At 71.6% G+C, this 25,410-nt stretch carries 20 protein-coding genes and 2 pseudogenes; 11 read left to right on the top strand and 11 right to left on the bottom strand.

The features are described from left to right. The coding region (locus AWZ10_RS35760) for a glycosyltransferase family 4 protein (RefSeq protein ID WP_060893076.1) at positions 1–1,213 on the bottom strand (1,213 nt) is incomplete at its 3' end. A gap of 218 nt (positions 1,214–1,431) precedes the next feature. Here AWZ10_RS35760 and AWZ10_RS35755 point away from each other — a divergent pair. Next, positions 1,432–2,070, top strand: coding sequence for a TetR family transcriptional regulator (locus tag AWZ10_RS35755; RefSeq protein WP_046709146.1), 639 nt, complete (start codon positions 1,432–1,434; stop codon positions 2,068–2,070). A 325-nt stretch (positions 2,071–2,395) separates the two neighbouring features. Here AWZ10_RS35755 and AWZ10_RS35750 read toward each other — a convergent pair whose 3' ends face one another. The 5 genes and pseudogenes from AWZ10_RS35750 to AWZ10_RS35730 form a co-directional block, all read right to left on the bottom strand. After that, positions 2,396–2,770 (bottom strand): hypothetical protein, encoded by a 375-nt coding sequence (locus AWZ10_RS35750; RefSeq protein WP_234360824.1) that lies wholly within the window; start codon positions 2,768–2,770, stop codon positions 2,396–2,398. Positions 2,771–2,848: 78 nt separating this feature from the next. Further along, entirely contained in the window at positions 2,849–4,072 is a 1,224-nt protein-coding gene (locus tag AWZ10_RS35745) for an RNA-guided endonuclease InsQ/TnpB family protein (RefSeq protein ID WP_060893081.1), read from the bottom strand. Positions 4,073–4,247: 175 nt separating this feature from the next. Continuing rightward, positions 4,248–4,724 (bottom strand): annotated as a pseudogene (locus AWZ10_RS35740) (tetratricopeptide repeat protein); the annotation flags it as partial. 64 nt (positions 4,725–4,788) lie between these two features. After that, positions 4,789–5,022, bottom strand: a complete 234-nt coding sequence (locus AWZ10_RS35735) for a ferredoxin (protein ID WP_060893075.1) — start codon at positions 5,020–5,022, stop codon at positions 4,789–4,791. Positions 5,023–5,024: 2 nt separating this feature from the next. Then, entirely contained in the window at positions 5,025–6,548 is a 1,524-nt protein-coding gene (locus tag AWZ10_RS35730; protein WP_060893074.1) for an aldehyde dehydrogenase, read from the bottom strand. 215 nt (positions 6,549–6,763) lie between these two features. Between AWZ10_RS35730 and AWZ10_RS35725 the strand changes: the two genes are divergently transcribed. Next, a complete protein-coding gene (locus AWZ10_RS35725; RefSeq protein WP_060893073.1) occupies positions 6,764–7,792 on the top strand; it encodes a Strvi_7410 family MBL fold metallo-hydrolase in 1,029 nt (342 codons plus the stop codon). 164 nt (positions 7,793–7,956) lie between these two features. Here AWZ10_RS35725 and AWZ10_RS55980 read toward each other — a convergent pair whose 3' ends face one another. Continuing rightward, positions 7,957–8,673 carry a phosphotransferase gene (locus tag AWZ10_RS55980; protein ID WP_060893080.1) on the bottom strand — a complete coding sequence of 239 codons (717 nt, stop codon included), beginning with the start codon at positions 8,671–8,673 and terminating at the stop codon, positions 7,957–7,959. 853 nt (positions 8,674–9,526) lie between these two features. Here AWZ10_RS55980 and AWZ10_RS35715 point away from each other — a divergent pair. The 6 genes from AWZ10_RS35715 to AWZ10_RS35690 all read left to right on the top strand — a co-directional run bounded on the left by AWZ10_RS35715 (position 9,527) and on the right by AWZ10_RS35690 (position 16,361). Next, complete coding sequence (locus AWZ10_RS35715; protein ID WP_060893078.1) at positions 9,527–10,876, top strand: SCO2321 family membrane protein; 1,350 nt, start codon at positions 9,527–9,529, stop codon at positions 10,874–10,876. Further along, positions 10,873–11,604: an SCO2322 family protein gene (locus tag AWZ10_RS35710; RefSeq protein ID WP_408991698.1), complete on the top strand. Its 732-nt coding sequence runs from the start codon at positions 10,873–10,875 to the stop codon at positions 11,602–11,604. Before AWZ10_RS35715 ends, AWZ10_RS35710 begins: the two co-directional genes overlap by 4 nt. A gap of 147 nt (positions 11,605–11,751) precedes the next feature. Further along, positions 11,752–12,900 (top strand): energy-coupling factor transporter transmembrane component T, encoded by a 1,149-nt coding sequence (locus AWZ10_RS35705; protein WP_244172657.1) that lies wholly within the window; start codon positions 11,752–11,754, stop codon positions 12,898–12,900. Further along, positions 12,897–14,738, top strand: coding sequence for an ABC transporter ATP-binding protein (locus AWZ10_RS35700; protein WP_060893072.1), 1,842 nt, complete (start codon positions 12,897–12,899; stop codon positions 14,736–14,738). The genes AWZ10_RS35705 and AWZ10_RS35700 overlap by 4 nt, the downstream gene beginning before the upstream one ends. Next, positions 14,735–15,601, top strand: coding sequence for an ECF transporter S component (locus AWZ10_RS35695; protein WP_060893071.1), 867 nt, complete (start codon positions 14,735–14,737; stop codon positions 15,599–15,601). The genes AWZ10_RS35700 and AWZ10_RS35695 overlap by 4 nt, the downstream gene beginning before the upstream one ends. A gap of 310 nt (positions 15,602–15,911) precedes the next feature. Further along, the gene (locus tag AWZ10_RS35690) at positions 15,912–16,361 is read left to right on the top strand and encodes an aggregation-promoting factor C-terminal-like domain-containing protein (RefSeq protein ID WP_173531522.1); all 450 of its coding nucleotides are present in this window, start codon (positions 15,912–15,914) and stop codon (positions 16,359–16,361) included. A gap of 158 nt (positions 16,362–16,519) precedes the next feature. Here AWZ10_RS35690 and AWZ10_RS54335 read toward each other — a convergent pair. Beyond that, a pseudogene (locus tag AWZ10_RS54335) lies at positions 16,520–16,947 on the bottom strand (ATP-binding protein). Positions 16,948–17,039: 92 nt separating this feature from the next. Here AWZ10_RS54335 and AWZ10_RS35680 point away from each other — a divergent pair. Beyond that, complete coding sequence (locus tag AWZ10_RS35680; RefSeq protein ID WP_046705056.1) at positions 17,040–17,888, top strand: helix-turn-helix domain-containing protein; 849 nt, start codon at positions 17,040–17,042, stop codon at positions 17,886–17,888. After that, positions 17,848–18,129, top strand: a complete 282-nt coding sequence (locus AWZ10_RS35675; protein ID WP_060893069.1) for a DUF397 domain-containing protein — start codon at positions 17,848–17,850, stop codon at positions 18,127–18,129. The genes AWZ10_RS35680 and AWZ10_RS35675 overlap by 41 nt, the downstream gene beginning before the upstream one ends. Here AWZ10_RS35675 and AWZ10_RS35670 read toward each other — a convergent pair. Together AWZ10_RS35670 and AWZ10_RS35665 are read right to left on the bottom strand one after the other, a co-directional pair. Continuing rightward, a complete protein-coding gene (locus tag AWZ10_RS35670; protein WP_060893068.1) occupies positions 18,112–21,906 on the bottom strand; it encodes an nSTAND1 domain-containing NTPase in 3,795 nt (1,264 codons plus the stop codon). The genes AWZ10_RS35675 and AWZ10_RS35670 overlap by 18 nt on opposite strands. 513 nt (positions 21,907–22,419) lie before the next feature. Beyond that, positions 22,420–23,589, bottom strand: coding sequence for a steroid 3-ketoacyl-CoA thiolase (locus AWZ10_RS35665; protein WP_037704534.1), 1,170 nt, complete (start codon positions 23,587–23,589; stop codon positions 22,420–22,422). A 225-nt stretch (positions 23,590–23,814) separates the two neighbouring features. On the opposite strand from AWZ10_RS35665, the gene AWZ10_RS35660 reads away from it, so the two are divergent. Next, positions 23,815–25,050 carry a cytochrome P450 gene (locus AWZ10_RS35660; protein ID WP_046705054.1) on the top strand — a complete coding sequence of 412 codons (1,236 nt, stop codon included), beginning with the start codon at positions 23,815–23,817 and terminating at the stop codon, positions 25,048–25,050. Positions 25,051–25,151: 101 nt separating this feature from the next. On the opposite strand, the gene AWZ10_RS35655 is transcribed toward AWZ10_RS35660, so the two are convergent. Continuing rightward, positions 25,152–25,410 (bottom strand): phosphatase PAP2 family protein (locus AWZ10_RS35655; protein ID WP_425264526.1); only part of this gene is annotated, 259 nt, incomplete at its 5' end.

The following is a 25,410-nucleotide window of genomic DNA, read 5'->3' as shown; positions in this document are numbered from 1 at the left end:
GCCGGAGTTCCGGGTCGCCGAGGAGCCGGCTCAGTCCGGCGGCCAGGGCGCCCGGGTCACCCGGGGGCACCGCGAGGCAGGTCTCGCCGTCGCGTCCGGCGACCTCCGGTATGGCTCCGCCGGTGGTGGCGACCAGCGGCGTACCGGTGGCCATGGCCTCGGCGGCCGGCAGCGAGAACCCCTCGTACAGCGAGGGCACGCAGGCGACTTCGGCCGAGCGGACCAGGTCGACCAGCTCGGCGTCCGAGATGCCCTTGACGAACTCGACGGCGCCTTCGAGGCCGAACCGCTCGACGGCCTGGGCGACCGGGCCCTCGGCGGGCCGCTTGCCGACGACGACCAGATGGGCCGCGGGGTGCTCGGCCCGCACCTTGGCGAGCGCCTCGACGAGGAAGACGAGCCCCTTGAGCGGCACGTCCGCGCTGGAGGTGGTGACGATCCGGCCCGGCACCTGCGCCACGGCCGGATTCGGCGAGAAAAGGTCGGTGTCGGCGCCGATGTGCACGACGTGCATACGGTCGTCGCGTACGCCGAGGTGGTCGACGATCTCCTGGCGGGAGGTGCCGGAGACGGTGAGCACGGACGGCAGCCGCCGCGCGACCCGCTTCTGCATGCGCGTGAACGCGTACCAGCGGCGCACGGACATCCGTCGCTGCCACCCCTCGGCCGCGTCCAGCTCCAACTGCCGGTCGACGGTGATGGGGTGGTGGATGGTGGTGACGAGGGGCGCGCCCACGTTCCCCAACAGCCCGTACCCGAGGGTCTGGTTGTCGTGGACGATGTCGAACTCGCCGCGCCGGGCCCGCAGATGGCGGCGGGCGCGGAGCGAGAAAGTCAACGGCTCCGGAAACCCGCCGGTCCACATCGTCGCCACTTCGAGGGCGTCGACCCAGTCGCGGTACTCGTCCCGCTTCGGGGTGCGGAAGGGGTCGGGCTGCCGGTAGAGGTCGAGACTGGGCAGCTCGGTGAGGGAGATGCCGCCCGGACCGTCGACGGGCACGGCGCCCTCGTCGAGTACGGGGTACGGCTGGGAGCCGATCACCTCGACCCGGTGGCCGAGTCGGGCCAGCTCGCGCGAGAGGTGGCGTACGTAGACGCCCTGCCCCCCGCAGAACGGGTTCCCCTTATAGGTGAGGAGCGCGATGTTGAGCGGTCGCTCGCCGTCCGCAGCGAGGTCACGTCGGGACCCCGCCTGACTGGCCTCCGCGGTCACTCCTGGGCCCCCTTCTCACTGCGATTTCCCGTGAGATTACGACGAGACGGTAATCTAGAACAAGTTTCAGAGTTGATCGTTCAAGAGGCTCTGAATCTACCGGCTGGTAGAACCGCTGTGAGAGGTGGATCAGGTGATTCACGCCACGGCACACGCCCTGGCATGCTATTTGATCTCATACCCTCACCGACCGTCACGACTGTCACGGAACGAGACCCATGCCTGCGGAAGTCAAGGTGGAAGCCGGCGCCGGGCGACCGGACTCGCCGCCCCTCACGGAGCGGCAGGAGGCCCGCCGGCGCCGCATCCTGCACGCGAGCGCCCAGCTGGCCAGCCGGGGCGGTTTCGACGCCGTACAGATGCGTGAGGTCGCCGAGTCCTCGCAGGTCGCCCTGGGGACGCTCTACCGCTACTTCCCCTCCAAGATCCATCTGCTGGTCGCCACCATGCAGGACCAGCTGGAACACATGCACGGCACGCTCCGCAAGAAGCCCCCGAGCGGCACGACGGCGGCCGAGCGCGTCGCCGAGACCCTGATGCGCGCCTTCCGCGCCCTGCAGCGCGAGCCCCACCTCGCCGACGCCATGGTCCGCGCCCTCACCTTCGCCGACCGCAGCGTCAGCCCCGAGGTCGACCAGGTCTCCCACCAGACCACCGCGATCATCCTCGACGCCATGGGCCTGGAGAACCCGAGTCCGGAGCAGCTGTCGGCGGTCCGCGTCATCGAACACACCTGGCACTCGGCCCTCATCACCTGGCTGTCCGGTCGCGCCTCGATCGCCCAGGTGAAGATCGACATCGAGACGGTGTGCCGCCTGATCGACCTGACGGCGCCGGACCGGCGGCCGCAGGCATAGGACGCGGGCACGGCAAATGCCCGCGGGCATGGAAACAGGGCCCGCGGGCAGGGAAAAGACCTACGAGACGGGTTCCCTGCGCCGGTACAGCTCGTCGGCACAGGTGCCGAGGGTCACCGTCCGGTCCTGTCCTGCTACCTTCCGGCCTCTCAGCCCGACCGTCGACGTCGGCATCGGCGGATCTGCTACCTCGCGCCACTGTCGGCTACTCCGGTCGACTCCCTCACTCGCCTCGTAGGCTGATTTCTACGATAGAACACCCATGCGGGAGCACAACCCCCTTAAGGGTATTTTTTTCGAGCAATTCGGACGGCGGTAGATCGCCCTAACCCACGGCTTCCAGACCGCTCCAGCTCCGCCCGACCGCCTTCTCCCCCGCCCACTGGTCGAGCAGCCTGTGGGTCTCGCCCTCCGGGGCCGCCACGAAGACACGCTGGGCGCCCGCGTGGGTGGTCCGGGGCTCCTTGTGGAGGGTGCCCTCGCTGCAGCAGGCGCAGTGTGTCGTCAGGCTACCGGCGGGCTCCGCGCCGAAGTCGTGATCGGCGAAGAGGGTGGTGAGGGCCTCCAGGTCGGCGGGGTCGCCGGCCGCGACCGTCACCTGGAAGGTGGGCAGGTCGGACGGCTCGAAGAGGAGCAGTTCGTCGAAGACGGGGAAGGTCGTGCCGTCGACGACGCGTTCGCCGTTGGGCTGGCCGTTCATGGAGGACGATCTCGCCTTGACATGCTCCTCGCCCTGAAGGGCGAGGATTCTGGCCTTCCTTGACTGGTTGCCGTGCCGCTACGCGGCACGGTTTCCGGTGCGGAATCCGTGGCTTCCTGTTTCTTCGCGCTGTGCCGGGATCGCTCCCGGTCCTACCGGCGCTCCGCAGGCCGATACCGCCAGTCCGGCGGCCGTCTTCACGTTGATCGCGGCGTTGTGGTCCCGGTCGTGGACGGTGCCGCAGGCGGCACAGGTCCATTCCCGGACGTTCAGCGGTTTGGGCCCGTCCACGGCGCCGCAGGCCGAGCAGGTCTGGGAGGTCGGAGTGAACCGGCCGATCTTCACCAGGGTGCGGCCGTACCGTCTCGCTTTGTACTCCAGCATGTGCACGAACGACGACCAACCCGCGTCATGGACGGACTTGGCCAGGCGGGTGCGTGCCAGTCCAGCCACCGACAGGTCCTCCACAGCGATCCCTTGGTTCTCGGAGATCAGCTTCGTGGAGAGCTGGTGGTGGAACTCGCGGCGGGCGTCGGCGACCTTGGCGTGAGCGCGGGCGACCTTCAGGCGGGCTCTGGCCCGGTTCTTCGATCCCTTCTGCTTGCGGGACAGCTCCCTTTGGGCCTTCTTCAGCTTCTTCTCCGCGCGCCGTAGAAAGCGCGGAGAGTCGATCTTCGTGCCGTCGGACAGGACAGCGAAATGCGTGAGGCCGAGATCGATGCCGATGGTGCGGTCGGTTTCGGGCATCCGTGCCGCGTCGGCGTCCGGGTCGGTATCGATGACGAAGGAGGCGAAAAACCTGCCGGCCGCGTCCTTGACGACGGTGACCGAGGAGGGCGTGGCGGGCAGCGCGCGGGACCACTTCACCTTCACCGCGCCGATCTTCGGCAGATTCAGGCGTCCCTTGCCGGTGATGGACCAGCGGGCGTTGGCGGTGAACCGGATCGACTGCCGGGCGTCCTTGCGGGACTTGAACCGGGGCGGGCCCAGTTTCGGTCCCTTCCGGGCACCCTTGAGGGAGGCGAAGAAGTTCCTGTAGGCGGTCTCGGCATCCCGCAGGGACTGCTGGAGGACGACTGCGGAGACCCGGCCCAGCCAGGCGCGCTGCGGCGTTCGTTTCGCCTCCGTGATCAGGCGTGTGGACAGCTGACCGGCCGTCGGGAACGGCTGCCCGGCATCACGGGCGTCCTCACGGGCACGCACGGCGTCGTTGAACACGACGCGGGCGCACCCGAACGCCCTGGCCAGCGCGGCCTGCTGAGCGGCGTCGGGGTACAACCTGAAGGCGTACCGGAGCTGCATGACGATCACACTAGGCACGTCGAACCCACGCCGCTATCGGGAACATGCGAACGATCCGTCACCGTCCCGAAGCAGGGTCCGGCTCCGCCGGAACGACACCGCGACGCTCCGCGTCGCGACCACGCGATTCGCTTCACCTCCGGCCTGAAGGCCGGAGCACTACGAATGATGTCCGGTAGCGGCGGCCGCCGGTCACGGGGACGTTCACCACCCGGCCGCGCGTCGGGCACAGCCGGTCGATCCACACCACCTCGCGTCGGCCGTCGGTGTCCAGGCGCACGCAGGCCTGGCCGAAGCGGCCGTCGATCTCGCCCTCGCCGTCGGGCAGCTCGATGCCGAAGCCGGTCCAGGCGTCGCGGGCGGTGGCCCAGTCGCGGCGGATCGTGGCCGCGATACCGAGGTTCCAGAACGCGGGGTCGCCCTCGCCGCGGGGTGCGCGGGCGGCGGCCTGGACCCCGAGTTCGTACGCCTTGTCCCAGTTGCGCAGGAACTTGTGGCCGAGCGCGGCGTCGTACCACCACTCCGCGCTCGGCTTCTCGTCGGGGAAATGAGCGAGCACCTGCTCGTAGAGGCCGGCGGCGCGCTGCCACTCCTCGGCGTCCCAGGCCGCGTACGCCTGGTTGATCAGCTCCTTGGCCTCGGACTTGCGCACGCTTCCCCGCCCCGACTTCCCGATCGTTCCTGTACCGGCCTCAGAGCGTAGGCCACCACACCCCCTAGTCCTCCGGCGGGAACACCGGCTCCCCGCTGCCCAGCAGGGTGATCGCGATCGCCTCCACCGGGCAGCCCTCGGCCGCCTTCAGGATGCGTTCGTTGGCGTCGATGTCGGGGGCTGCGGGGTGGGACTGCATGGCGGAGTCGAGGCGGAAGGTGTCCGGGGCGAGGTGGGTGCACTGGGCTGAGCCGATGCAGAGGGAACGGTCGACCTCCACGTGCCAGCGGTCGCCCATGCCTACGCCTCCCCGGCCGCTGATCCGTCCGCCGTCCCCGTCCCCGTCCCCGCCCCATCGGCGGCGGCGGGCGGCTCGTATCCGGCCGGGAGGTGGATCATCTTGTGTTCCAGGTACTCGCCGTAGCCCTCGGGGCCGAACTCCCGTCCCAGGCCGGAGTTCTTGTAACCGCCGAAGGGGCCGAGCATGTCGAGGCTGAAGGTGTTGACGGAGTAGGTGCCGGTGCGGACCTGGCGGGCGATGTCGACGCCGTGTTCGTCGTCGGCGGTCCAGACGCTGCCGCTGAGGCCGTAGTCGGAGTCGTTGGCGATGCGTACGGCCTCGGCCTCGTCGCCGTACGGGAGGAGGCAGATGACCGGGCCGAAGATCTCCTCGCGGGCGATGCGCATGGAGTTGTCGACGTCACCGAAGAGGGTCGGCTCGACGTACCAGCCGCGTTCCAGGCCCGCCGGGCGGCCGCCGCCGGTGAGGATCTTGGCGCCCTCCTCCTGGCCGATGCGGATGTAGTCGAGGCTGCGGCGCTGCTGACGGGCTGCGACGAGGGGGCCGAGTTCGGTGGCCGGGTCGAGGGGGTCGCCGATCTTGAGCGCGGAGGCGTAGGCCGCGAAGGCCTCGGCGAACTCGTCGTAGCGGCTGCGCGGGACCAGGATGCGGGTCTGGGCGACGCAGGCCTGCCCGTTGATCATCCAGGCGAAGGGGGCGATGCCGTTGACGGCCGTCTGCGTGTCCGCGTCCGGCAGGATCACCGCCGCCGACTTGCCGCCCAGCTCCAGGGTGACGCGGGTGAGGTTGCGGGCGGCGACCTCCATGACCCGTCTGCCGGCGGCGACCGAGCCGGTGAAGGAGACCTTGTCGACACCCGGGTGCCCGACCAGGTACTCGCTGACCTCACGGTCGGCGGGGAGGATGGAGAGGACCCCTTCGGGCAGGCCCGCCTCGGCTGCGATCTCCGCCAGCAGATAGGCGTCCAGAGGGGTTTCGGGCGACACCTTCAGGATGGCCGGGCAACCCGTAAGGAGGGCGGGGGCGAGCTTCGCGGCGGCGGTGAACTGCGGGACGTTCCAGGGGACGACCGCCGCGACCACCCCGACCGGCTCCCGCCGCACGAGGATCTTGCCGAGTACGCCGTCCCGCCGCTCCTCGTACGTGAAGGCGCGCGCCGTCGTGATCGCCGCGTCCCACACCAGCATCGACGCGAGCGCCTGCACCATCACGCTGGAGGTGAACGGGGTGCCGTTCTCGGAGCTGATGATCCGGGCGAACTCCTCGTGCCGTACGGCGAAGGCGTCCTTGATCCGGGCGACGACCTCGATCCGTTCGTCGAGGGTCATACGTGGCCAGGGGCCGTGGTCGAAGGCGTGGCGCGCGGCTGCCACGGCGCGGTCGACGTCCGCGCGCGAGGCGTGCGGGACGCGGCCGATGACCTCCTCCGTGTGCGGTGAGACCACCTCGATGACGTCCGTGCCCAGGGGGTCGGTCAACTCCCCGCCGATGAACAGCTGTCCGTGTTCCACGAGTTCGGTCATGGCCGACTGCCTCCCGGAGCCAGTTCTCTTCTCCAGCAAGTTCTCTGACGATCCATCAGATCGATGGGGATAGGGAACTGATACCAGTTCCGGTGAGAGGAGTCCACGGAGCGCACACCGGATCATCCGGACTCGCGGTGGAACTCGTTCTAGTTATAGTGGCCGGAGCGCGCGGTGATCGGGTCATCAACGGGGCATCGACGACAGGGGAGCGCATGACACACGTGCACGATCACGGCGGAGGCGTACGGTCCGTCGAGGTCCCCATCCCGGACAACCCGCTCGGCCACACCCTCGTGTACGTCGTCGACACCGACCGCGGACCGGTCCTCGTCGACACCGGCTGGGACGACCCGGCGTCATGGGACACACTCGCCGCGGGCCTGACGGCGTGCGGTACGTCGGTCGCGGAGATCCACGGGGTCGTGATCACGCACCACCACCCCGACCACCACGGCCTGTCGGGCGCGGTGCGGGAGGCGTCCGGGGCGTGGATCGCGATGCACGCGGCGGACACGGCGATCGTCCGGCGCACACGCGGGACCGGCCCGGACCGCTGGTTCACGTACATGACGGACAAGCTCACGGCCGCGGGCGCACCCGAGGAACACCTCGCCCCGCTGCGCACCCCGCGCCGCCCCCGCGCCCTGCCCGGTTTCTCCCCCGCGCTCCCCGACCGCGAGATCGTCCCCGGTGAACTCCTCGACCTCCCCGGCCGTCGCATCCGCGCGATCTGGACGCCGGGCCACACGCCCGGCCACGTCTGCCTCCACCTGGAGGAGGCACACCCGGCGCAACTTCCGGGCCACGGACGCCTGTTCTCCGGCGACCACCTCCTCCCCGAGATCAGCCCGCACATCGGTCTGTACGAGGACCCGGACGACGACACGGTCACCGACCCCCTCGGCGACTACCTCGACTCCCTGGAACGCGTCGGGCGCCTCGGCCCCGCCGAGGTTCTTCCCGCCCATCAGTACGCGTTCACCGACTCCGCCGCCCGCGTACGGGAGTTGCTGGCCCACCACGAGTCCCGGCTCACCGGCCTGCTCGCCCTCCTCGCCTCTCCCCTCACCCCCTGGCAGCTCGCCGAACGCATGGAGTGGAACCGCCCCTGGTCCCAGATCCCCTTCACCTCGCGCAACATCGCGGTCTCCGAGGCGGAGGCACATCTGCGGCGACTGGTGAAGCTGGGGCGGGCGGAGGCGGTGACGGGGAGTGATCCGGTGACGTATGTGGCGGTGTGAGGGGCGTTCGCGGGAGCCGGCACCCCAGGCGGCGGGGCCGTCGGGGGCGCCGGGGGCGTGGCGTGCACGGTGCGCAGGCACCCGGCTCACCGGGCCCCGAGGCCGTCGCGCCCTGAGCCGTCCCGCTCAGGCCGTCGCGCCGACCTGAGGACGGCGTGCCCTCACTACGCCGTCGCCGGAACCGTGAGGGCTCGGATCAACTCCTCGGCCGCTACCACGAGTTCCACTTCGCGCGCGGCCATCGTCGGGTTGGCCGCGCGACGCCGTCCCGCCTCGACGAGTCCCTCTTCCGTCAGGGCGGAGGGACCGTCGGGCCGGTGGTCGAGGAGGGAGACGAGCATGGCGTGGGCCATCTCGGCACGGAAGTCGGCGGTGTCGACGGCGACTTGGGCGAGGATCATCGCGGAGACACCCCAGTCGAGGCCGGGCGGCCCTTCCTCGACGTTGCTCCAGTCGATGACCTGGGGGCCGCGGGCCGTGAGGATGACGTTCTCGGGGTGCAGGTCCAGGTGGAGGACGCGGGGTGCGGGGGTGGTCGGCGGCACCGCGCGGGTGGGGGGCGGCGCGCTGGGGGTGGGGCTGATGGAGTGGCCTGGCGCGGAGGGCGCGGGGTCATGGGGCGGGGAGAGGACGTGGCTACGGGGCGGGAGAGCGTGCAGCGCGTGCAGGAGGTGCGCCAGGGTGGCGCCGACCTGCGGCGGGTCGAGCAGACCGGTGGCGACCGCCTCCAGCAGTGTCGGGCCGGACAGCCGCTCCAGCACCATCTCCGCACGGGTCGCCGAGCGCACGCGCGGGACGGGATACCCGTGAGCCCGTACGTGCTCCATGATCTCGGCCTCGGCGACCGCGTCGCCCCAGCCGTCCCGGTAGCGCCGCAACACCCAGGCTCCGGCGGTGCTTTCCTGGCTCCCTGTCCGGCCGGGCGCGGCACGGCCGACGAGGCTGACACGGCCGCCGGGTCCGCCGACTTCACCACGGCTGCCGACTTCACCACGGCTGCCGACTTCACCACGGCTGCCGGGTGCGTCACGGTCGTCGGGCCCGCCCCGGCCATCGGCTCCGCCACGGTCGCCGGGTCCACCCCGATGGTCGGGCCCGCCCCGGTAGTCGGCTCCGTCACGGACACCGGCTCCGTCGGCTGCGCGATCTCCGCCGGGTCCATCGACCGTGTTGGGCCCGCCGGGTCCGCCGGGTCCGCCGACTCCGGTGCGTCCGCCACCCGATCCGTCACGTCCGATACGCCCGTCACCCCCGGCCCGCCCACCGCGTCCGGTATGTCTGTCGGCTCCGTCACGGTCGTCGAGTCCGTCGGGGGTGGCGGCTACGCCGTGCGCGGCGAAGGCGTCGTGTCCGTCCGTTCCGGACTCGCCCTCGTCGGTGTGGAGTTCGTACACGTCGGCCGTGCGGCCGGACCCCAGCAGTCTCCCCGTACGCATGGCCCGAACCTATCCCGGCGCACAGTCGGCCCTCGGGCTCTTGGCTACCGGCAGGTAGAGTGGCCGGGTCGTCATCACGCCCGTACGGGGGGAAGCCGGTGCAAATCCGGCGCTGACCCGCAACCGTGAGCCGACCCCGGCAAGGGGGCGGCAAGTCGGACTGCCCCGTACGGAATCGTGACCGGCTCGCGTCACCGGCGGCCCGCCGGTGTACGGCACCGTCGAGGAATACGGAGCCGAGCCGCCCGGCGCTTCGCCGTGCGCCCGGCCCCCCGTCAGGGAGAGGCAGCCGCCGATCATGAATGTCCGCCGCAGCGCCGCGGTAGTCGCCGTACTGGCCGTCACAGCCGGGCTCGGCACCGGACTCGGTGGCGGACCAGATAGCGGTTTCGCGCCGGTCGCCCTCACCGACGACGCATCGCCCGAGGCAGCCGCCGCTCCCTCCGCCTCGCCGTCGCAGGCGATCCCCACCGGCCTGTACGGCTCCACCGACCCCACGTACGACGGCGTCTGGCGGCAGTCCCTCGCCCTGCTCGCGCTGGACGCCGTGGAGGAGAAGCCCGGCGCCGGGGCCGTGCGGTGGCTCGTCGGGCAGCAGTGCGCGAGCGGGGCGTTCGCGGCGTACCGGGCCGACGCCACCGCGAAGTGCGACGCCAAGACGGCAGTCGACACCAACAGCACGGCCGCCGCGGTACAGGCGCTCGCCGCGGTCGGCGGACAGGACGCCGAGGCCGGGCGGGCGGTGCGATGGCTGAAGGACAACCAGAACAAGGACGGCGGCTGGGGCTACACCGTCGGCGGGCCCAGCGACGCGAACTCGACGTCCGTCGTCATCGGTGCGCTGACCGCCGTGGGCGACGCCCCCGGCAAGCAGAAGAAGGCCGGCAACTCGCCCTACGACGCCCTCCGCGCCCTCGCCCTCCCCTGCGGGGACGGGGAGAAGAACGGCAAGGGAAGCGGGAAGGACGGCGAGGACGAGGGCGGTGCCTTCGCCTACCAGCCCGACAAGAAGGGCGGTCTCGCCGCGAACGCCGACGCCACGGCCGCAGCCGTACTCGGCAGCCTGGGCAAGGGGTTCGTGGCCGAGGCGGGTAACGGGTTGGACAATCAAGGGGATTCCGTCGCAAAGTGCGCTTCGGGTGACTCCCCGGAGGATCTGGCCCACAACGGGGCCGTTCACCTGGCCGGTGCCCTCGCCGCCGACGGTTATCTGACGTCCTCCCTCGCGGGTGCGGAGGATCAGCCCGACCACGGCAACACCGCCGACGCGGTCGTCGCGCTCGCCGCCGCCGGGGAGAAGGACGCGACCGAGAAGCCGCTCGCCTGGCTGAAGAAGAACCACGGCGTCTGGGCGGCCAAGGCCGGCCCCGCCGCGTACGCCCAGCTCGTCCTCGCCGCCCACGCCGCCGGCGACGACCCGCGCGACTTCGGCGGCGCCGACCTCGTGGCCCAGCTGAAGGAGACCGGTCCGGCGCGCGACGTGGACGACTACTCCTCCGTGCCGAGCGACGACACGGCCGCCGGGGAGGAGAGCGGCGACGGCCTCGGGGCGGGCGCGTGGTGGGCGATCGGGCTCGGGCTCGCCGTTGTCGCGGGTGTCGTCGGGTTCGTACGGGTGAGGGCCGGCAGGAAGCGGCGGGAAGCGTGATCGGCCGCCGGAGGGACGCCTCGCCCCCTCTGCCCCGGCCCCGGCTGCGTGGCGTGCTGTCGCGGCTGAGCGGCATCCTGCTCCTCCTCCTGCTGGGGAGTGTGGGCGCGGGGCAGGCTCATGCCGCCGCGTACCGCTACTGGTCGTTCTGGGATCGGGACGGTTCGGCCTGGACGTATGCCACGCAGGGGCCGTCGACCGCGCGCCCGTCCGACGGGGACGTCCAGGGGTTCCGGTTCGCGGTCAGCCGGGACTCCGCGGACGCGGCCCAGCCGCGCGGGGCCGCCGACTTCGCCGCGATCTGCGGGGAAACGGCCGCGCGGGGCGGGGAGAAGCGGGTCGCGCTGGTCGTCGACTTCGGTACGGCGGCGGACGCGCCGGCCGGTGAGACGCCGCCGGCGGCGCGTACGGCGTGTGCGCGGGTTCCGGACGACGCGAGTACGGCCGAGGCGTTGGCGTCCGTCGCGAAGCCGCTTCGGTACGACACGAATGCGATGCTCTGCGCGATCGCGGGATATCCGGGGAAGGGGTGCGGTGAGGCGGTCGGCTCCGATACCGGCGCCGATGCCAGTGCTGGGGGCGATGCCCGCACGGGCGACCCGAGTTCGCCGCCCGCTGCCACCACCGCCGAAGAGGACGGGCCCTCCGTCGGGCTGTTCGCGGGCGTGGGCGTGGTCGCCGTGCTCGGGGCCGCGGCGGTGTGGCAGGCGCGGCGGCGCCGGGGGTAGGGCGACATGCGGTGGTTCACAAGGCGCCCGGAGGTGGGGTCGACCGGGGGTCGGCTCCGCGGCTCGGCGGTACGAGGTGCCGCTGCGCCCACCCGTGCCGCCCCAGCGGCACGACTGCCCGCGGCCGGGGTGACCAGAAAGCTCGGCGTGCATCCTCTCGCCTGGTGGCTCTGGGCCCTCGGGCTCGCTACTGCCGCGTCCCGTACCACCAACCCCCTTCTTCTCTGCCTCCTCATCGCGGTCGCCGGATGCGTCGTGGCCACGCATCGGACCGACGCGCCCTGGGCCAGGTCGTACGCCGCGTTCGTGAAGCTCGGCCTCGCCGTGCTGCTCGCCCGGCTGGCCTTCGCGGTCGTGCTGGGCTCGCCCATCCCCGGGACGCACACCCTGTTCGAGCTGCCCGAAGTGCCGCTGCCCGACTGGTCGCAGGGGATCCGGCTCGGCGGCCGGGTCACGGCGGAGGGGTTCCTGTTCGCGCTGTACGACGGGCTGCGGCTGGCCACCCTGCTGATCTGTGTCGGCGCCGCGAACGCCCTCGCGAACCCGGCGCGACTGCTCAAGTCGCTCCCCGGCGCCCTGTACGAGGCGGGCGTCGCGGTGGTGGTGGCGATGACGTTCGCGCCGCATCTGGTGGCGGACGTCCAGCGGCTGCGGGCCGCGCGGCGGCTGCGGGGGCGGCCGGACCGGGGCGTACGGGGGCTGCTGCATGTCGGACTGCCGGTGCTGGAGGGCGCGTTGGAGCGGTCGGTCGCGCTCGCCGCCGCGATGGACTCGCGCGGCTACGGCCGTACCGCACAGGTCCCCGCCCGGGTCCGCCGGACGACCGCCGCGCTCACCCTCGGCGGGCTGCTCGGCGTCTGCGCGGGAACGTACGGCGTACTGACCGCCGAGGGCGGCACCTACGGCCTCCCCGTGCTGCTCACCGGGCTGGCCGCCGCGCTCACGGGCCTGCGGCTGGGCGGCCGACGCTCACCGCGCACCCGCTACCGGCCGGACGTGTGGGGCGTGCGCGCGTGGCTGGTTGCCGGGTCCGGCATCGGCGTCGCCGCGCTGCTGATCGTCCTCGCCGCGTACGACTCCGCCGCGCTGCACCCCACCGTCATCCCCCTCACCTCCCCGGACCTCCCCCTCCGGCCGGCCGCCGCGATCCTGCTGGGCCTGCTCCCCGCGTTCGTCGTGCCCGCACCGCCGAAGCCCACCTCGTCGAAGCCCACCTCGTCGAGGCCCGCCCTGTCGAGGCCCGTCCTGTCGAGGCCCCTGCCGAACGCCGCCCCACCGACGAAGGAAACCGTGTGATCCGCTTCGAGGATGTCTCCGTGACGTACGACACAGCGGCCGAACCCACCCTCCGGGGCGTGGACTTCGAGGTCCCGGAGGGTGAACTCGTGCTCCTCGTCGGGCCGTCGGGTGTCGGGAAGTCGACGGTGCTCGGCGCGGTGAGCGGCCTTGTGCCGCACTTCACCGGCGGCACCCTGCGCGGCCGGGTCACGGTGGCCGGGCGGGACACCCGTACGCACAAGCCGCGTGAACTCGCCGACGTGGTCGGCACGGTGGGGCAGGACCCGTTGTCGCACTTCGTGACGGACACCGTCGAGGACGAACTCGCCTACGGGATGGAGTCGTTGGGGCTCGCGCCGGATGTCATGCGGCGCCGGGTGGAGGAGACGCTGGACCTGCTGGGCCTCGCCGGGCTCCGCGACCGTCCCATCGCCACGCTCTCCGGCGGCCAGCAGCAGCGTGTCGCCATCGGGTCCGTCCTCACCCCGCACCCGCGCGTGCTCGTCCTCGACGAACCGACCTCCGCGCTGGACCCGGCCGCCGCCGAGGAGGTCCTGGCCGTGCTCCAGCGACTCGTCCACGACCTCGGCACGACCGTCCTCATGGCCGAACACCGCCTGGAACGCGTCGTCCAGTACGCCGACCAGGTCGCCCTCCTCCCGGCCCCCGGTGCCCCCCTGACCCTCGGCCCCCCGACCGAGGTGATGGCCGTCTCCCCGGTGTATCCGCCGGTGGTGGACCTCGGGCGGCTGGCGGGCTGGTCCCCCCTGCCGCTGACGGTGCGGGACGCACGCCGCCGGGCGGGGCCACTGCGGGAACGCCTCGCGACTCGGACACCGGCCGACACCCGCGCCCCACAGGGGCGCGGGACTCGGACACCGGCCGACACCCGCGCCCCACAGGGGCGCGGGGAACTGCGCGATCAACCACGACCCACCCGCACCCCGCGACGCACAGAAGCCCCCGCCCTCCCCCCGGCCCGACCCTCCCGCCTCCTCCGGCGCCTCCTAGGCGGACACTCCATCCCTCCCACCCCCTCACCTCCCGCCGAACCGGCGGCGGCGGTCGCGGCCCTCGATGTCCACCGCGGCCACGTCCACGCCCTCACCCACATCGACCTCACCGTCACCCCCGGGGAGACGATCGCCCTCATGGGCCGCAACGGCGCCGGCAAGTCCACGCTGCTCTCCGCGCTGGTCGGACTGGTGGAACCGGCGGCCGGTTCGGTACGCGTGGGCGGGCTGACGCCGCACCGCACGGCGCCGAAGGATCTCGTACGCCGAGTCGGGCTCGTACCGCAGGAGCCCCGCGACCTGCTGTACACCGACACGGTCGCGGCGGAGTGCGCGGCTGCGGACCGGGACGCGGGCGCCGAGCCGGGCACATGCCGGGGGCTCGCCTCCGGGCTGCTGCCCGGGATCGGGGACGACACGCACCCCCGCGACCTGTCGGAGGGGCAGCGGCTGGCCCTCGCGCTCGCGGTCGTCCTCACGGCCCGCCCGCCGCTGCTCCTCCTCGACGAGCCGACCCGGGGCCTCGACTACGCGGCCAAGTCCCGCCTGGTCACAACCCTGCGCGGGCTCGCCGCCGACGGCCACGCCATCGTCCTGGCCACGCATGACGTGGAACTGGCCGCCGAGCTGGCCCACCGCGTCCTGATCCTCGCCGACGGCGAGATCGTCGCCGACGGGCCGACCCCCGAGGTCGTCGTCGGCTCCCCGTCCTTCGCCCCCCAGGTCACGAAGATCCTCGCGCCACAGAAGTGGCTGACCACCGCACAGGTACGACGCGCCCTGCGGGCGGCGGGCGGGCCGGAGGAACGGGGCGAGGCCGAGCCGGAAGGGCAGCAGCCATGAGCGACCCCTCCCCCACCGAAGCCGAACCCCTCACCCCCAGCCCCGCTCGCCCGAGCCGCCGCCCCGTACCCCTCTCCCCCCGCACCATCGCCGCCCTCCTCCTCGTCAGCCTCATCGGTGCGGCGGCCTTCAGCTGGCCCTTCTTCGCGGACCCCGGCTCGCAGGTGACCGCGCACGCGAAGGACGCGCCCTGGCTGTTCGCGGGGCTGCTCGTGCTGCTGGTCGGGGTCGTAGGCGCGACGCTCTCCGAGGCCGGGCTGGGGGCGAAGGCGGTGGCGATGCTCGGGGTGCTCGCGGCGACGGGGGCGGCGCTGCGGCCGATCGGGGCGGGCACGGCCGGCATCGAGCCGATGTTCTTCCTCATGGTGCTCAGCGGCCGCGTCCTCGGCCCCGGCTTCGGCTTCACCCTGGGCGCGGTGACGATGTTCTCGTCCGCGCTGCTCACGGGCGGTGTGGGGCCGTGGATGCCGTTCCAGATGCTGTCGATGGGATGGTTCGCGATGGGCGCCGGACTGCTGCCGGGCGCGCACCGCCTGCGCGGCCGTGCCGAGCTGGCCCTGCTCGCCGCCTACGGCTTCGTCGCCGCCTTCGCGTACGGCACGGTCATGAACCTCTACGGCTGGCCCTTCATCGACACGCTCGCCTCGAACATCGCCTTCGACGCGTCGGCGGCCCCGGCGGCGAACCTCGCCCGTTTCGTCGCGTACTGCCTGGCCACGTCCCTCGGCTGGGACCTGGGCCGCGCGGTCGTCACCGTCGCCCTGACCCTCACCCTCGGCACCCCGGTCCTGAAGGCGCTGCGCCGGGCCACCCGCAGGGCCGCCTTCGAGAGCGCGGTCACATTCACCCCGCCCACCCGGTGACCTCGGCGTGAGACCGCGCCCACCGTCCGTTACGTGAGCCGTGAACCACCCCATAGGGCCCACGTCACATACGAACCGGACTCGTAGATCGAAGTGCATGGCATGCACATGACTTCATACCCTCTGACCTGCGCATTGAGAGCCACGTCACAGAAGCAACCTTCGGCGCACATACGACCACAACTAGCAAAAGGGGTCATTGCGGACGACCGCTCCGGCTGTTTCTCTGGATGAGTCGCAACGGCGCCGACGAGCCCACCCGGGCCCCGGCGCCGACGTACGCCCCCACCGCACAGCACGTGGTGAAGGCATGCCCGCGACGGCCTTGTCCCCGAAGAAAAGGACCCCCGTGACCGTCTCCGTTCTCCGCCGCATCGCCTCCCCGAAGAAGGCCCTCGCCGGTGTCACCCTGGCCGCTGCCGCCACCGGTGCCCTGTTCGCCGCCGCGCCCGCCCAGGCCGCGTCGGAGGCCTCTCAGGCGCAGGCTGTCGCGAAGAAGATGATCGCGGACTCGGGCCAGTACAAGTGCTTCTCCAACATCGTCGACCACGAGAGCGACTGGAACATCAAGGCGACGAACTCGTCCTCCGGCGCCTACGGCCTGGTCCAGGCCCTGCCCGGCTCGAAGATGTCCTCCGCGGGCTCCGACTGGAAGACCAACGCCGCCACCCAGATCAAGTGGGGCGTGGACTACATGAAGGACCGCTACGGCAGCCCCTGTGGCGCGTGGAACTTCTGGCAGGCCAACAACTGGTACTGATCCAGCACGACCCGCACCACCAGCGCGAGCTGCACGGCTGACACGGTCGAAACAACCGACACGGCCGACCCAGACCGAAGGCGGCGGCCCCCGATCCCCGGGGCCGCCGCCTTCGCCGTCCGCACGACACGTTCCCGCCGCGGCGAACGGCGACCGTTTCAGTCGGCGCCGACCCGGCACTCGAACCACACGGTCTCGCCTCCGCCACCCCTCGGCCCCACCCCCCCCACTTGTCGGACACCGCGCCCAACAGCGTGAGGCCGCGCCCGCGTTCCGAGTCCGGCGGCACGTCGTCCCGCACGACGGGAAGCTGAGCCGACCCGTCCCCCACCTCCACCCGCACCCCGGCCGCCGCCCGCAGCAACAGCAGCGTGCACCGCCGGTCCGGAACGTGCCGTACGACGTTGGCGAGCAGCTCCGTCACGCCCAGCTCGACGGCGTCGGTCAGCTCCGCCAGCTCCCACTCGCCGAGATACGAGCGGACGATACGGCGGACGTGATGCGCCGAGTGGTCACCGACGGTGAGGCTGATCCGATACTGGGCGGGTGGGGCACCCAGGAGGAAGGGGTGAAAGTATGCGTTCACACCACAAGACCGGCCCGGCATGGCTACTGTCAGCCACATAGCGAACACAACCTGTTGAAGAGTGGGTTCAAGCTCGACGGAGGGCACCGCACGTGACCCAGATCCACACCCTCGATCCCGGCGCCTCACCACTGGACTACTACGGCTACGAGTTGCGGCGCTGCCGCGAGGCCGCGAGCCTGACGCAGAAGCAGTTGGGGGACATCCTCGGGTACACCGCGTCGCTGGTGGGGCAGATCGAGACCGCGAGAAAGTGCCCGACGCTGGAGTTCAGCGAGCGGGTGGATGTGGCGCTGGAGACGGGCGGGTTGCTGTCCCGGCTCGCCGTGCTGGTGATGCGCCATCAACTTCCGTCCTGGTTCCAGCAGGTGGCGGAGATCGAGGTTCGAGCCGCCGAGATCTACACGTTCCACACGCACATGGTCCAGGGCCTGCTCCAGACCGAGGCTTACGTCCGTGCCGTACTCGGCGCCCTGGACGGAACGGACCTTGATGACCGGACCGCCGTACGACTGGCTCGGCAACGCGTCTTCGACAAGGAGGAGCCACCCGTCCTCTGGGCCGTCCTCAGCGAAGCCGCGCTCTACCAGAAGATCGGAGGCCCAGACGTCATGCGGGGCCAAATGCTGAAACTGTTGGCCTTCGAGAGCAACCCCCGGATCAACGTCCAGATTTTGCCCTTCGAGGCCGGGGCTCACGCGGGACTGACAGGCTCATTCAACCTCTACCGCTTCGACCGCGACCCGGACATCGTCTACATGGAGGGCTACGGGAGTGGGCATCCGACCGCCAACCCAGACACCGTCAAGAATTGCTCGCTCCGTTACGATCATCTTCAAGCCGCCGCCCTCTCCCTCCGGGATTCGGCGGAGCTGATCCGACGCGTGATGGAGGAGCGTTATGGAGAGCAACGCGATCCCGACGGGGACTCGGTGGCGTAAATCGAGCTACAGCAGCGACCAGGGCGGCGATTGCATCGAATGCGCGCCGCTCGGCCCCCTGACCTGGCGCAAGTCGTCGCACAGCAGCGACCAGGGCGGTGAGTGCGTAGAGATCACCGAAACCCCCTGCCCCATCATCGCCATCCGCGATTCCAAGAACCCGACGGGCCCCCAACTCACCCTGGCCCCCGCCGCGTTCGACACCTTCGTCGGTTGGGCGGCGTCAGCAGACGCCGCCTGACTCCTGGTCCGGGAGATACAGGGCCCGCTCCTGCTGGGTGAGGTCGCGGTGGACCGCTCGGCAGATGCCGGTGATCGCCTCGGCCGGGAGGGGCAGGTCCACGTTCCACAGGCTCAGGCGGCTGCGGTAGTCGCCGACCGCCAGGGTGCGGCCGTCGGGGCTGAACGCGAGCCTCGGCGCGCCCCCGCCGGGGAAGGTCGCGCGCTCGTATCGCGTGGTGGTGTCCCACAGCCGTACCGCGCTGCCGCCGGCCGTGGCGAGCGTACGGCCGTCGGGACTGAACGCCAGCTCGACCGGACCCTCCGTGAGGCTCACGGTGAGCGTGCCGTCGAGTTCTCCCGTGTCGGTGTTCCACAGCCGTACCCTGCCGTCGGATTCGGCGGAGGCGAGGGTGCGGCCGTCCGGGCTGAAGGCCATCGACTGCACCTGTCGGAACATCATGAACGGGCCGCCCTCCGCCCCCTTGGGCGAGGCGCTGCCCGCGGGTTCGGTGAGCGTGGACCGGACGCGTCCGGTGGCGGGGTCACGGAGCCGGATCTCCGAGTCCCGGCCTCCGGTGGTGGCGAAGACGTCACCAGTGGGGCTGAAGGCCAGCGGCGAGCCCTCTTCGGCTTTGGGGAGTTCGACGCGCGGGCGCCCGGTCCGGGCGTCCCACAGCACCAGGCCGTCGCCCACCGTGACCAGTGTCTTTCCGTCGGGGCTGAACGCCATCCCGTTGATGAACCGGTCGGGCAGAGTGGTCCGCAGCCGTCGGGTGGCCACGTCCCACAACTGCCCCCGGGCGCTGTCCATGACGGCCAGGGTCCTGCCGTCGGGGCTGAAGAGAACCGGCCCCCCTTCGGTCGGCCCGTCGGCGAGGGTGGCTCGCGTACGGCGGGTGGCCGTGTCCCACAGCCGGACCACACCTACGGGCTTCCAGTCGTCGGCGGTCGTCCGGACGCTGCTGGTGGCGATGGTGTCGCCGTCGGGGCTGAACGCCACCGACTGCAGGTCGCCGCCCGGCACCTTCAGCGTGGCGCGGGGGCGGTTCCTGCCCACGTTCCACAGCCGGACCCCGACGTCACCGCCGCCGAAGCTGTCGGCCTCGTTGCCCGTCGCCAGTTCGTCCCCGTCGGGGCTGAACGCCACCGACATCACAGGGCTGGTGTGGCCGGTGAGGGTGGCGTCCGCGCGTCCGGTGGCGAGGTCCCACAGGCGTACCGTGCCGTCGTAGCTGCCTGCGGCCAGGGTCTTGCCGTCCGGGTCGAACGCCATGGACTCGACGCGGCTGCTGGCACTGGTGAGGGTGGTCCGCTGCTTGCCGTCGGCCACGTCCCACAGATGTACGGTGCCGTCCTCGGTGCCGGTGGCCAGGATCTTCCCACCGGGGCCGAACGCCAGTGAACTGACCACTCCCGTACTGCTTTTGAGGGTGGACAACACTCTTCCCGTGTCCAGGTCCCACAGTTGCGCGGTGTGGTCCCGGGTGCTGGTGGCGAGGGTGCGCCCGTCGGGGCTGAACGCCACCGCCATCTCCAGACCGGTGGGGCCCCTGAGGGTGGTCGCGACGCGGCCGGTGGCCACGTCCAGCACCCGCCCGCTCTCCGTGACGGCCAGCGCGTGGCCGTCACCGTCGAAGCCGACCGCCGCCAGGTTGTCCTCGTCGGGATCACGGACGGCGACCGACGCACGTACGCGCCCGGTGTCCAGGTCCCGCAGCCGTGCGTCGTCATTGTGACTGGTGGCGAGGGTTCTGCCGTCGGGGCCGAAGGCCACGTTGCGTACGACGTCGGGGTTGTCCGCGATCTTGCGTCCGGCCAGCACCTTCCGGGTACGACCGGTCGCCGTGTCCCACAGCCGTACCGTGCCGTCATAGCTACCGCTGGCGAGGGTCTTCCCGTCGGGGCTGTAGGCCAGGGTGGACACGGTTCCGGTATGTCCGGTCAGCCGGCGTTCCAGCGGAACGGCCGCCGCGGCGTACAGGCTCCGCGTGGCCTCGCGGGTCGGACTCGTCCGGTACGCCTTGACGGCCAGCAACGAGGCGAGGTCGGTGTCGCTCTCCAACAGCGCGGCGGACTGGGCCGCCAACTGCCTTGACAGACCATCACGTTGGGCGTTCACGGCGCTCTGGCGCTGCCAGTAGGCGACGGCCGTGGCGGTCAGGGCGAGGGCGAGGAGGCAGGCCAGGGAGGTGACGAGGACGCGCAGGCGTCGCGTGGTGCGGGCCCTGGCCCGTTCCTCCTGGTCGAGGGCGGTGAGACTCGCGGTGAGGAAGGCGGCTTCCTGGTCGGTCAGGTCGTCGGTGTGACGCGGACCCCCGAAGTACTCCCGCGCCGTGACGAGCCGGCTGCCCCGGTACAGCGCACCCGCGTCACGGCCCAGCTCCTCCCAGGACCGGGCCGCGTCGGTCAGTTGCCGGTGGGCGCGCAGGCGGTCGCGGTCCTCCTCGATCCAGCCGCGCAGCCGGGGCCAGGCGGTGATGAGCGCCTCGTGCGCGACTTCGACGGTCGGGCCGTCCAGGGTGAGGAGGCGGGCCCGGGTGAGGGCCTCCAGGACCTGGGCGACCTCCGCCCGACCGGTGCCCGTGGTCTCCAGCTCGGCCCTGGCGGCGGGCCGGCGCGTGTCGGGCGTGCCGTCACCCGGGGAGATCAGCCGCAGCAGCACCCGGCGGGCCGTGGCCGCCTCGCCGTCGGTGAACCGGCCGTACATGTCCTCGGCGGTCTTGGCGATGGCTCCGTCCAGGCCGCCGGCCGCGTCGTACCCGGCGAGGGTCAGCGTCTTGCCCCGGCGCCGGCGCCAGGTCTCCAGCAGGACGTGCGACAGCAACGGCAGACCGCCGGGCGCGTCGGTGATCTCCTCGACCAGCCGCGTGGTCAGCGCCCGTTCCACGGTCAGCCCGGCGGCCGCGGCCGGCTTGACGACGACCTCGCGCAGCTCCGCCGAACTCATCGGCCCCGCCAGCAGATTGGCGTCCCCCAGCGCCTCGGCCAGCTCACGGTGCTCGGCGCACCGGCCGTAGAAGTCCGCGCGCACGGCCAACAGCACCCGCAACCGGCTCTCCGGCTCGCGCGCGGTCAGCAACAGGTCGATGAACCGGGCCCGTTCGGCCGCGTCGTGGCAGAGGGTGAAGACCTCCTCGAACTGGTCGACGACCACGAGTGTGTCGCCGGGGCCAGGGCCGGAGCTGGGGCCTGCGCCAGGGCCGGGGCCGGTGCCGTTCGCCTCCAGCAGCAGCTCATGGGTGCGGGCCAGTTGCTCGCCGGGGGTCAGGATCCGGATCGCGGACGGTCGCAGCCCCTGCTCCTCGGACTCGCGCAGGACGGGGATCAGACCGGCGCGCAGGAGTGAGGACTTGCCGATCCCCGACGGGCCGAAGACCGCCGCGAACCGTCGGCGGCGCATCAGGTCCACGAGTTCCGCGGTGAGCCGGTCCCGGCCGAAGTAGAGCCCGCTGTCGTCGGTCTCGAACCGGGCCAGCCCCCGGTACGGCGGCTCCGCGTCCACCCCGTCGTTGTCCGGGTCGAACGCGGCGGCTTCCTCGACCGCCTGGTGCCACCGGATCTCCCACTCCCCCGGATCGCCCCCGCAGGCCCGTACGAAGGCCAGGGCCACCGGCAGCGTGGGCAACTGCTCTCCGCCCGCCGCCTGGGAGAGCGTGGTGATCGAGTAACCCGCCTGCCCGGCCATCGCCCGGTAGGTGAGGCCACCCGCCTCGGTCCGCAGTTTCCGCAACTCGAACGCGAACCGCTGCACCGGCCCGGCCCCCGGATCGACCGGCACCTCACGACGACCCGCCACCGTGCTGTTCCCCTCCCGCCACACCCACACCGTCCCGGACAACCAACGTACGCATCCGGCCACCTAAGCGGAGAGATCGCGTCCGGCCATTGTTTGGCAGGCTCGACACCCCTGCCTAACAATGCGCGATCCGGTGGAATCAGTGGTGTGGGCGGGACGGGGGACGTGCCGCCCACGGGGGATCGAGCGGCACGGCCACGGGGGACCTGTCGCTCACGGGGGAAAAGGGCGGCACGACCAGCCGCCACGGGGGAACGAGGCGGCACGGGGGACTTGCCGCCACGGGGGAAGGGCCCTGCTGGCCGCGGGACGACCAGCAGGGCCACTTCCGTCTCGGGACGAGGCAACCGGCAGCCGCCCAACAGCCGTCAGCCTGACGGCCGTCGGCCGGACAGCCACCAGCCACTCGCCACTCGCCACTCGCCACTCTCCGTCAGCCGGACAGCCACCGGCCGCTCACCACCGGCCGGACAGCCATCAGCGACAGCCGACAGCCCTCACCGTCAGCCGAAGTCACAGCCGCTGGATGATCGTCCCGGTTGCCAGCCCGCCACCCGCGCACATCGTCACCAGCGCGAACTCCTTGTCGGTCCGCTCCAGTTCGTGCAGCGCGGTCGTGATGAGCCGCGCCCCCGTCGCACCCACGGGATGTCCGAGGGCGATCGCGCCGCCGTTGACGTTCACCTTCGCCAGGTCCTGGTCGAAGACCTTCGCCCAGCTCAGCACCACCGACGCGAAGGCCTCGTTGATCTCGACCAGGTCGATGTCCTTGAGCGACATCCCGGCCTTCCCCAGGACGGCCTTGGTCGCGTCGATCGGCCCGTCGAGGTGGAAGTGGGGGTCGGAGCCCACCAGCGCCTGGGCGACGATCCGCGCGCGGGGCCGCAGCTTCAGCGCGCGGGCCATCCGCTTCGACGCCCACATGATCGCCGCCGCGCCGTCGCTGATCTGGGACGAGTTGCCCGCCGTATGGACCGCCGACGGCATGATCGGTTTCAGCCGGGCCAGCGCCTCCGACGACGTGTCGCGCAGCCCCTCGTCGTGGTCGACGAGCCGCCACATGCCCTGCCCGGCGCTCTGCTCCGCCTCGGTCGTCGGCACCTGGACGGCGAACGTCTCCTTCTTGAACCGCTCCTCGGCCCACGCGGCGGCGGCCCGCTCCTGGGAGAGCAGCCCCAGCGCGTCCGTGTCCTCCCGGGTGAGCCCCCGGTGCCGGGCGATCCGCTCCGCCGCCTCGAACTGGTTCGGCAGGTCGACGTTCCACTCCTCCGGGAACGGCTTCCCGGGCCCGTGCTTGGACCCCGACCCGAGCGGCACCCGGGACATGGCCTCGACGCCGCAGCTGATCCCGACGTCGATGACGCCCGCCGAGACCATGTTGGCCACCATGTGCGAGGCCTGCTGCGAGGAGCCGCACTGACAGTCGACGGTCGTCGCGGCCGTCTCGTAGGGCAGGCCCATGGTCAGCCAGGCCGTGCGCGCGGGGTTCATGGACTGTTCGCCGGCGTGGGTCACCGTGCCGCCGACGATCTGCTCGACGCAGTCGGCGGGAATGCCGGTGCGGCCGAGGAGTTCACGGTAGGTCTCGCCCAGCAGATAGGCGGGGTGCAGATTGGCGAGCGCGCCACCGCGCCTGCCGATGGGGGTGCGTACGGCTTCGACGATCACGGGTTCCGCGGCCATGGGGGATTCCTCTCAACGGTTACCCGCGCGGCGCGGGGCGTCCCGGCCCGGCCCGCCACGCAGAACTAGTACGCGTTCTAGTTCTCTTGAGCAGTCTGCTGAGCGTGACCGCGCGACCGCAAGGGGCGTGCGGCAATTGAAAAGCCCGTACCCCTTGCCAGTTGTAGAACCCGTTACTACGGTCACCGCAATTCCCTCCATCTGATGGTCCGTCAGGAGTGGCCGATGCCCTGTCCAGCGCTGCCCGACGGGTTCGACTTCACCGACCCCGACCTGCTGCACCACCGTGTCCCCCTCCCGGAGTTCGCCGAACTGCGCCGCACGGAACCGGTCCACTGGATCCCGCAGGCACCCGGCATCGCGGGCTTCGCGGACGAGGGCTACTGGGCCGTCACCCGGCACGCGGACGTCAAGTACGTCTCGACGCACCCGGAGTTGTTCTCCTCGACGGTCAACACCGCGATCATCCGCTTCAACGAGCACATCGAGCGCGACGCGATCGACGCCCAGCGGCTGATCCTGTTGAACATGGACCCGCCGGAGCACACCAGGGTCCGCCAGATCGTGCAGCGCGTCTTCACCCCGCGGGCGATCCGCGCGCTGGAGGACAACCTGCGTCACCGCGCCCTCAGCATCGCCCGGGAGGCCGTCGCCCACGCCGGCCCCTTCGACTTCGTCACCGAGGTCGCCTGCGAACTCCCCCTCCAGGCCATAGCCGAGCTGATCGGCATCCCGCAGGAGGACCGCATCCGGATCTTCGAGTGGTCGAACCGGATGATCTCGTACGACGATCCGGAGTACGCCATCACCGAGGAGGTCGGCCAGCAGTCGGCGATGGAACTCATCGCCTACGCCATGAACATGGCCGCCGACCGCAAGCAGTGCCCGGCCAAGGACATCGTCACCACGCTGGTGGCCGCCGAGGACGAGGGAAACCTCGCCTCCGACGAGTTCGGCTTCTTCGTGCTGATGCTGGCGGTCGCGGGCAACGAGACGACCCGCAACGCCATCACCCACGGCATGCACGCCTTCCTCACCCACCCCGACCAGTGGGACCTCTACAAACGTGAGCGCCCGGCGACGGCGGCCGAGGAGATCGTCCGCTGGGCCGCCCCGGTCAACTCCTTCCAGCGCACCGCCACCCAGGACGTCGAACTCGGCGGCAAACTGATCAAGCAGGGGGACCGCGTCGGTATCTTCTACGCCTCCGCCAACCACGACCCGGACGTCTTCGACAACCCGGACACCTTCGACATCACCCGGGACCCGAACCCCCACCTCGGCTTCGGCGGCGGAGGCCCGCACTTCTGCCTCGGCAAGTCCCTGGCCGTCCTGGAGATCAACCTGATCTTCAACGCGATCGCCGACGCGCTGCCGAACCTCAGGCTCGCCGGCGAACCGAGCCGGTTGCGCTCCGCCTGGATCAACGGGGTCAAGCACCTCCAGGTGACCACGGTCTGAGCCGGGCACCACCCCGTCACACTCGGGCCGACGGCCTCCCGGCGCCGTCGGCCCGTCCCGCCGGAGGCAGGGGCCGCACCCCTACGCCCCGCCCCTGCCTCCTACGCCCCGCCGCTGCCTCCGCCGTCCGCGTCCGCTCCGCCGCCGTTGCGCCGGGCGGCCGTGGCGAGTCGCCCGGCCGTCGGTGGGTGTTCGCGCTGTTCCCCGCGCCCCATACGAGCCTCGGTGGTGCGGGGCCCTGTCAGGAGGTACGTCAGGCCGAAGCCCGCGCCCACCACAGCCGCGCCGCCGACCGCGTCGAGGATCCAGTGGTTGCCGGTCGCGACGATCGCCAGGACCGTGAGGAAGGGGTGCAGCAGG

Origin of the sequence: Streptomyces europaeiscabiei, assembly GCF_001550375.1 — a bacterium.
Taxonomy (GTDB): domain Bacteria; phylum Actinomycetota; class Actinomycetes; order Streptomycetales; family Streptomycetaceae; genus Streptomyces; species Streptomyces europaeiscabiei.
Note: the sequence above shows the minus strand (reverse complement) of the source record. Positions and strands in the feature narration are given on the sequence as shown.

Excerpts from the sequence above, each read along its gene's own strand:
- AWZ10_RS35755 (WP_046709146.1), top strand. The coding sequence starts at position 1,432 with ATGCCTGCGGAAGTCAAGGTGGAAGCCGGCGCCGGGCGACCGGACTCG.
- AWZ10_RS35750 (WP_234360824.1), bottom strand. The coding sequence starts at position 2,770 with ATGAACGGCCAGCCCAACGGCGAACGCGTCGTCGACGGCACGACCTTC.
- AWZ10_RS35745 (WP_060893081.1), bottom strand. The coding sequence starts at position 4,072 with ATGCAGCTCCGGTACGCCTTCAGGTTGTACCCCGACGCCGCTCAGCAG.
- AWZ10_RS35735 (WP_060893075.1), bottom strand. The coding sequence starts at position 5,022 with ATGGGCGACCGCTGGCACGTGGAGGTCGACCGTTCCCTCTGCATCGGC.
- AWZ10_RS35730 (WP_060893074.1), bottom strand. The coding sequence starts at position 6,548 with ATGACCGAACTCGTGGAACACGGACAGCTGTTCATCGGCGGGGAGTTG.
- AWZ10_RS35725 (WP_060893073.1), top strand. The coding sequence starts at position 6,764 with ATGACACACGTGCACGATCACGGCGGAGGCGTACGGTCCGTCGAGGTC.
- AWZ10_RS35715 (WP_060893078.1), top strand. The coding sequence starts at position 9,527 with ATGAATGTCCGCCGCAGCGCCGCGGTAGTCGCCGTACTGGCCGTCACA.
- AWZ10_RS35695 (WP_060893071.1), top strand. The coding sequence starts at position 14,735 with ATGAGCGACCCCTCCCCCACCGAAGCCGAACCCCTCACCCCCAGCCCC.
- AWZ10_RS35690 (WP_173531522.1), top strand. The coding sequence starts at position 15,912 with ATGCCCGCGACGGCCTTGTCCCCGAAGAAAAGGACCCCCGTGACCGTC.
- AWZ10_RS35675 (WP_060893069.1), top strand. The coding sequence starts at position 17,848 with ATGGAGAGCAACGCGATCCCGACGGGGACTCGGTGGCGTAAATCGAGC.
- AWZ10_RS35665 (WP_037704534.1), bottom strand. The coding sequence starts at position 23,589 with ATGGCCGCGGAACCCGTGATCGTCGAAGCCGTACGCACCCCCATCGGC.
- AWZ10_RS35660 (WP_046705054.1), top strand. The coding sequence starts at position 23,815 with ATGCCCTGTCCAGCGCTGCCCGACGGGTTCGACTTCACCGACCCCGAC.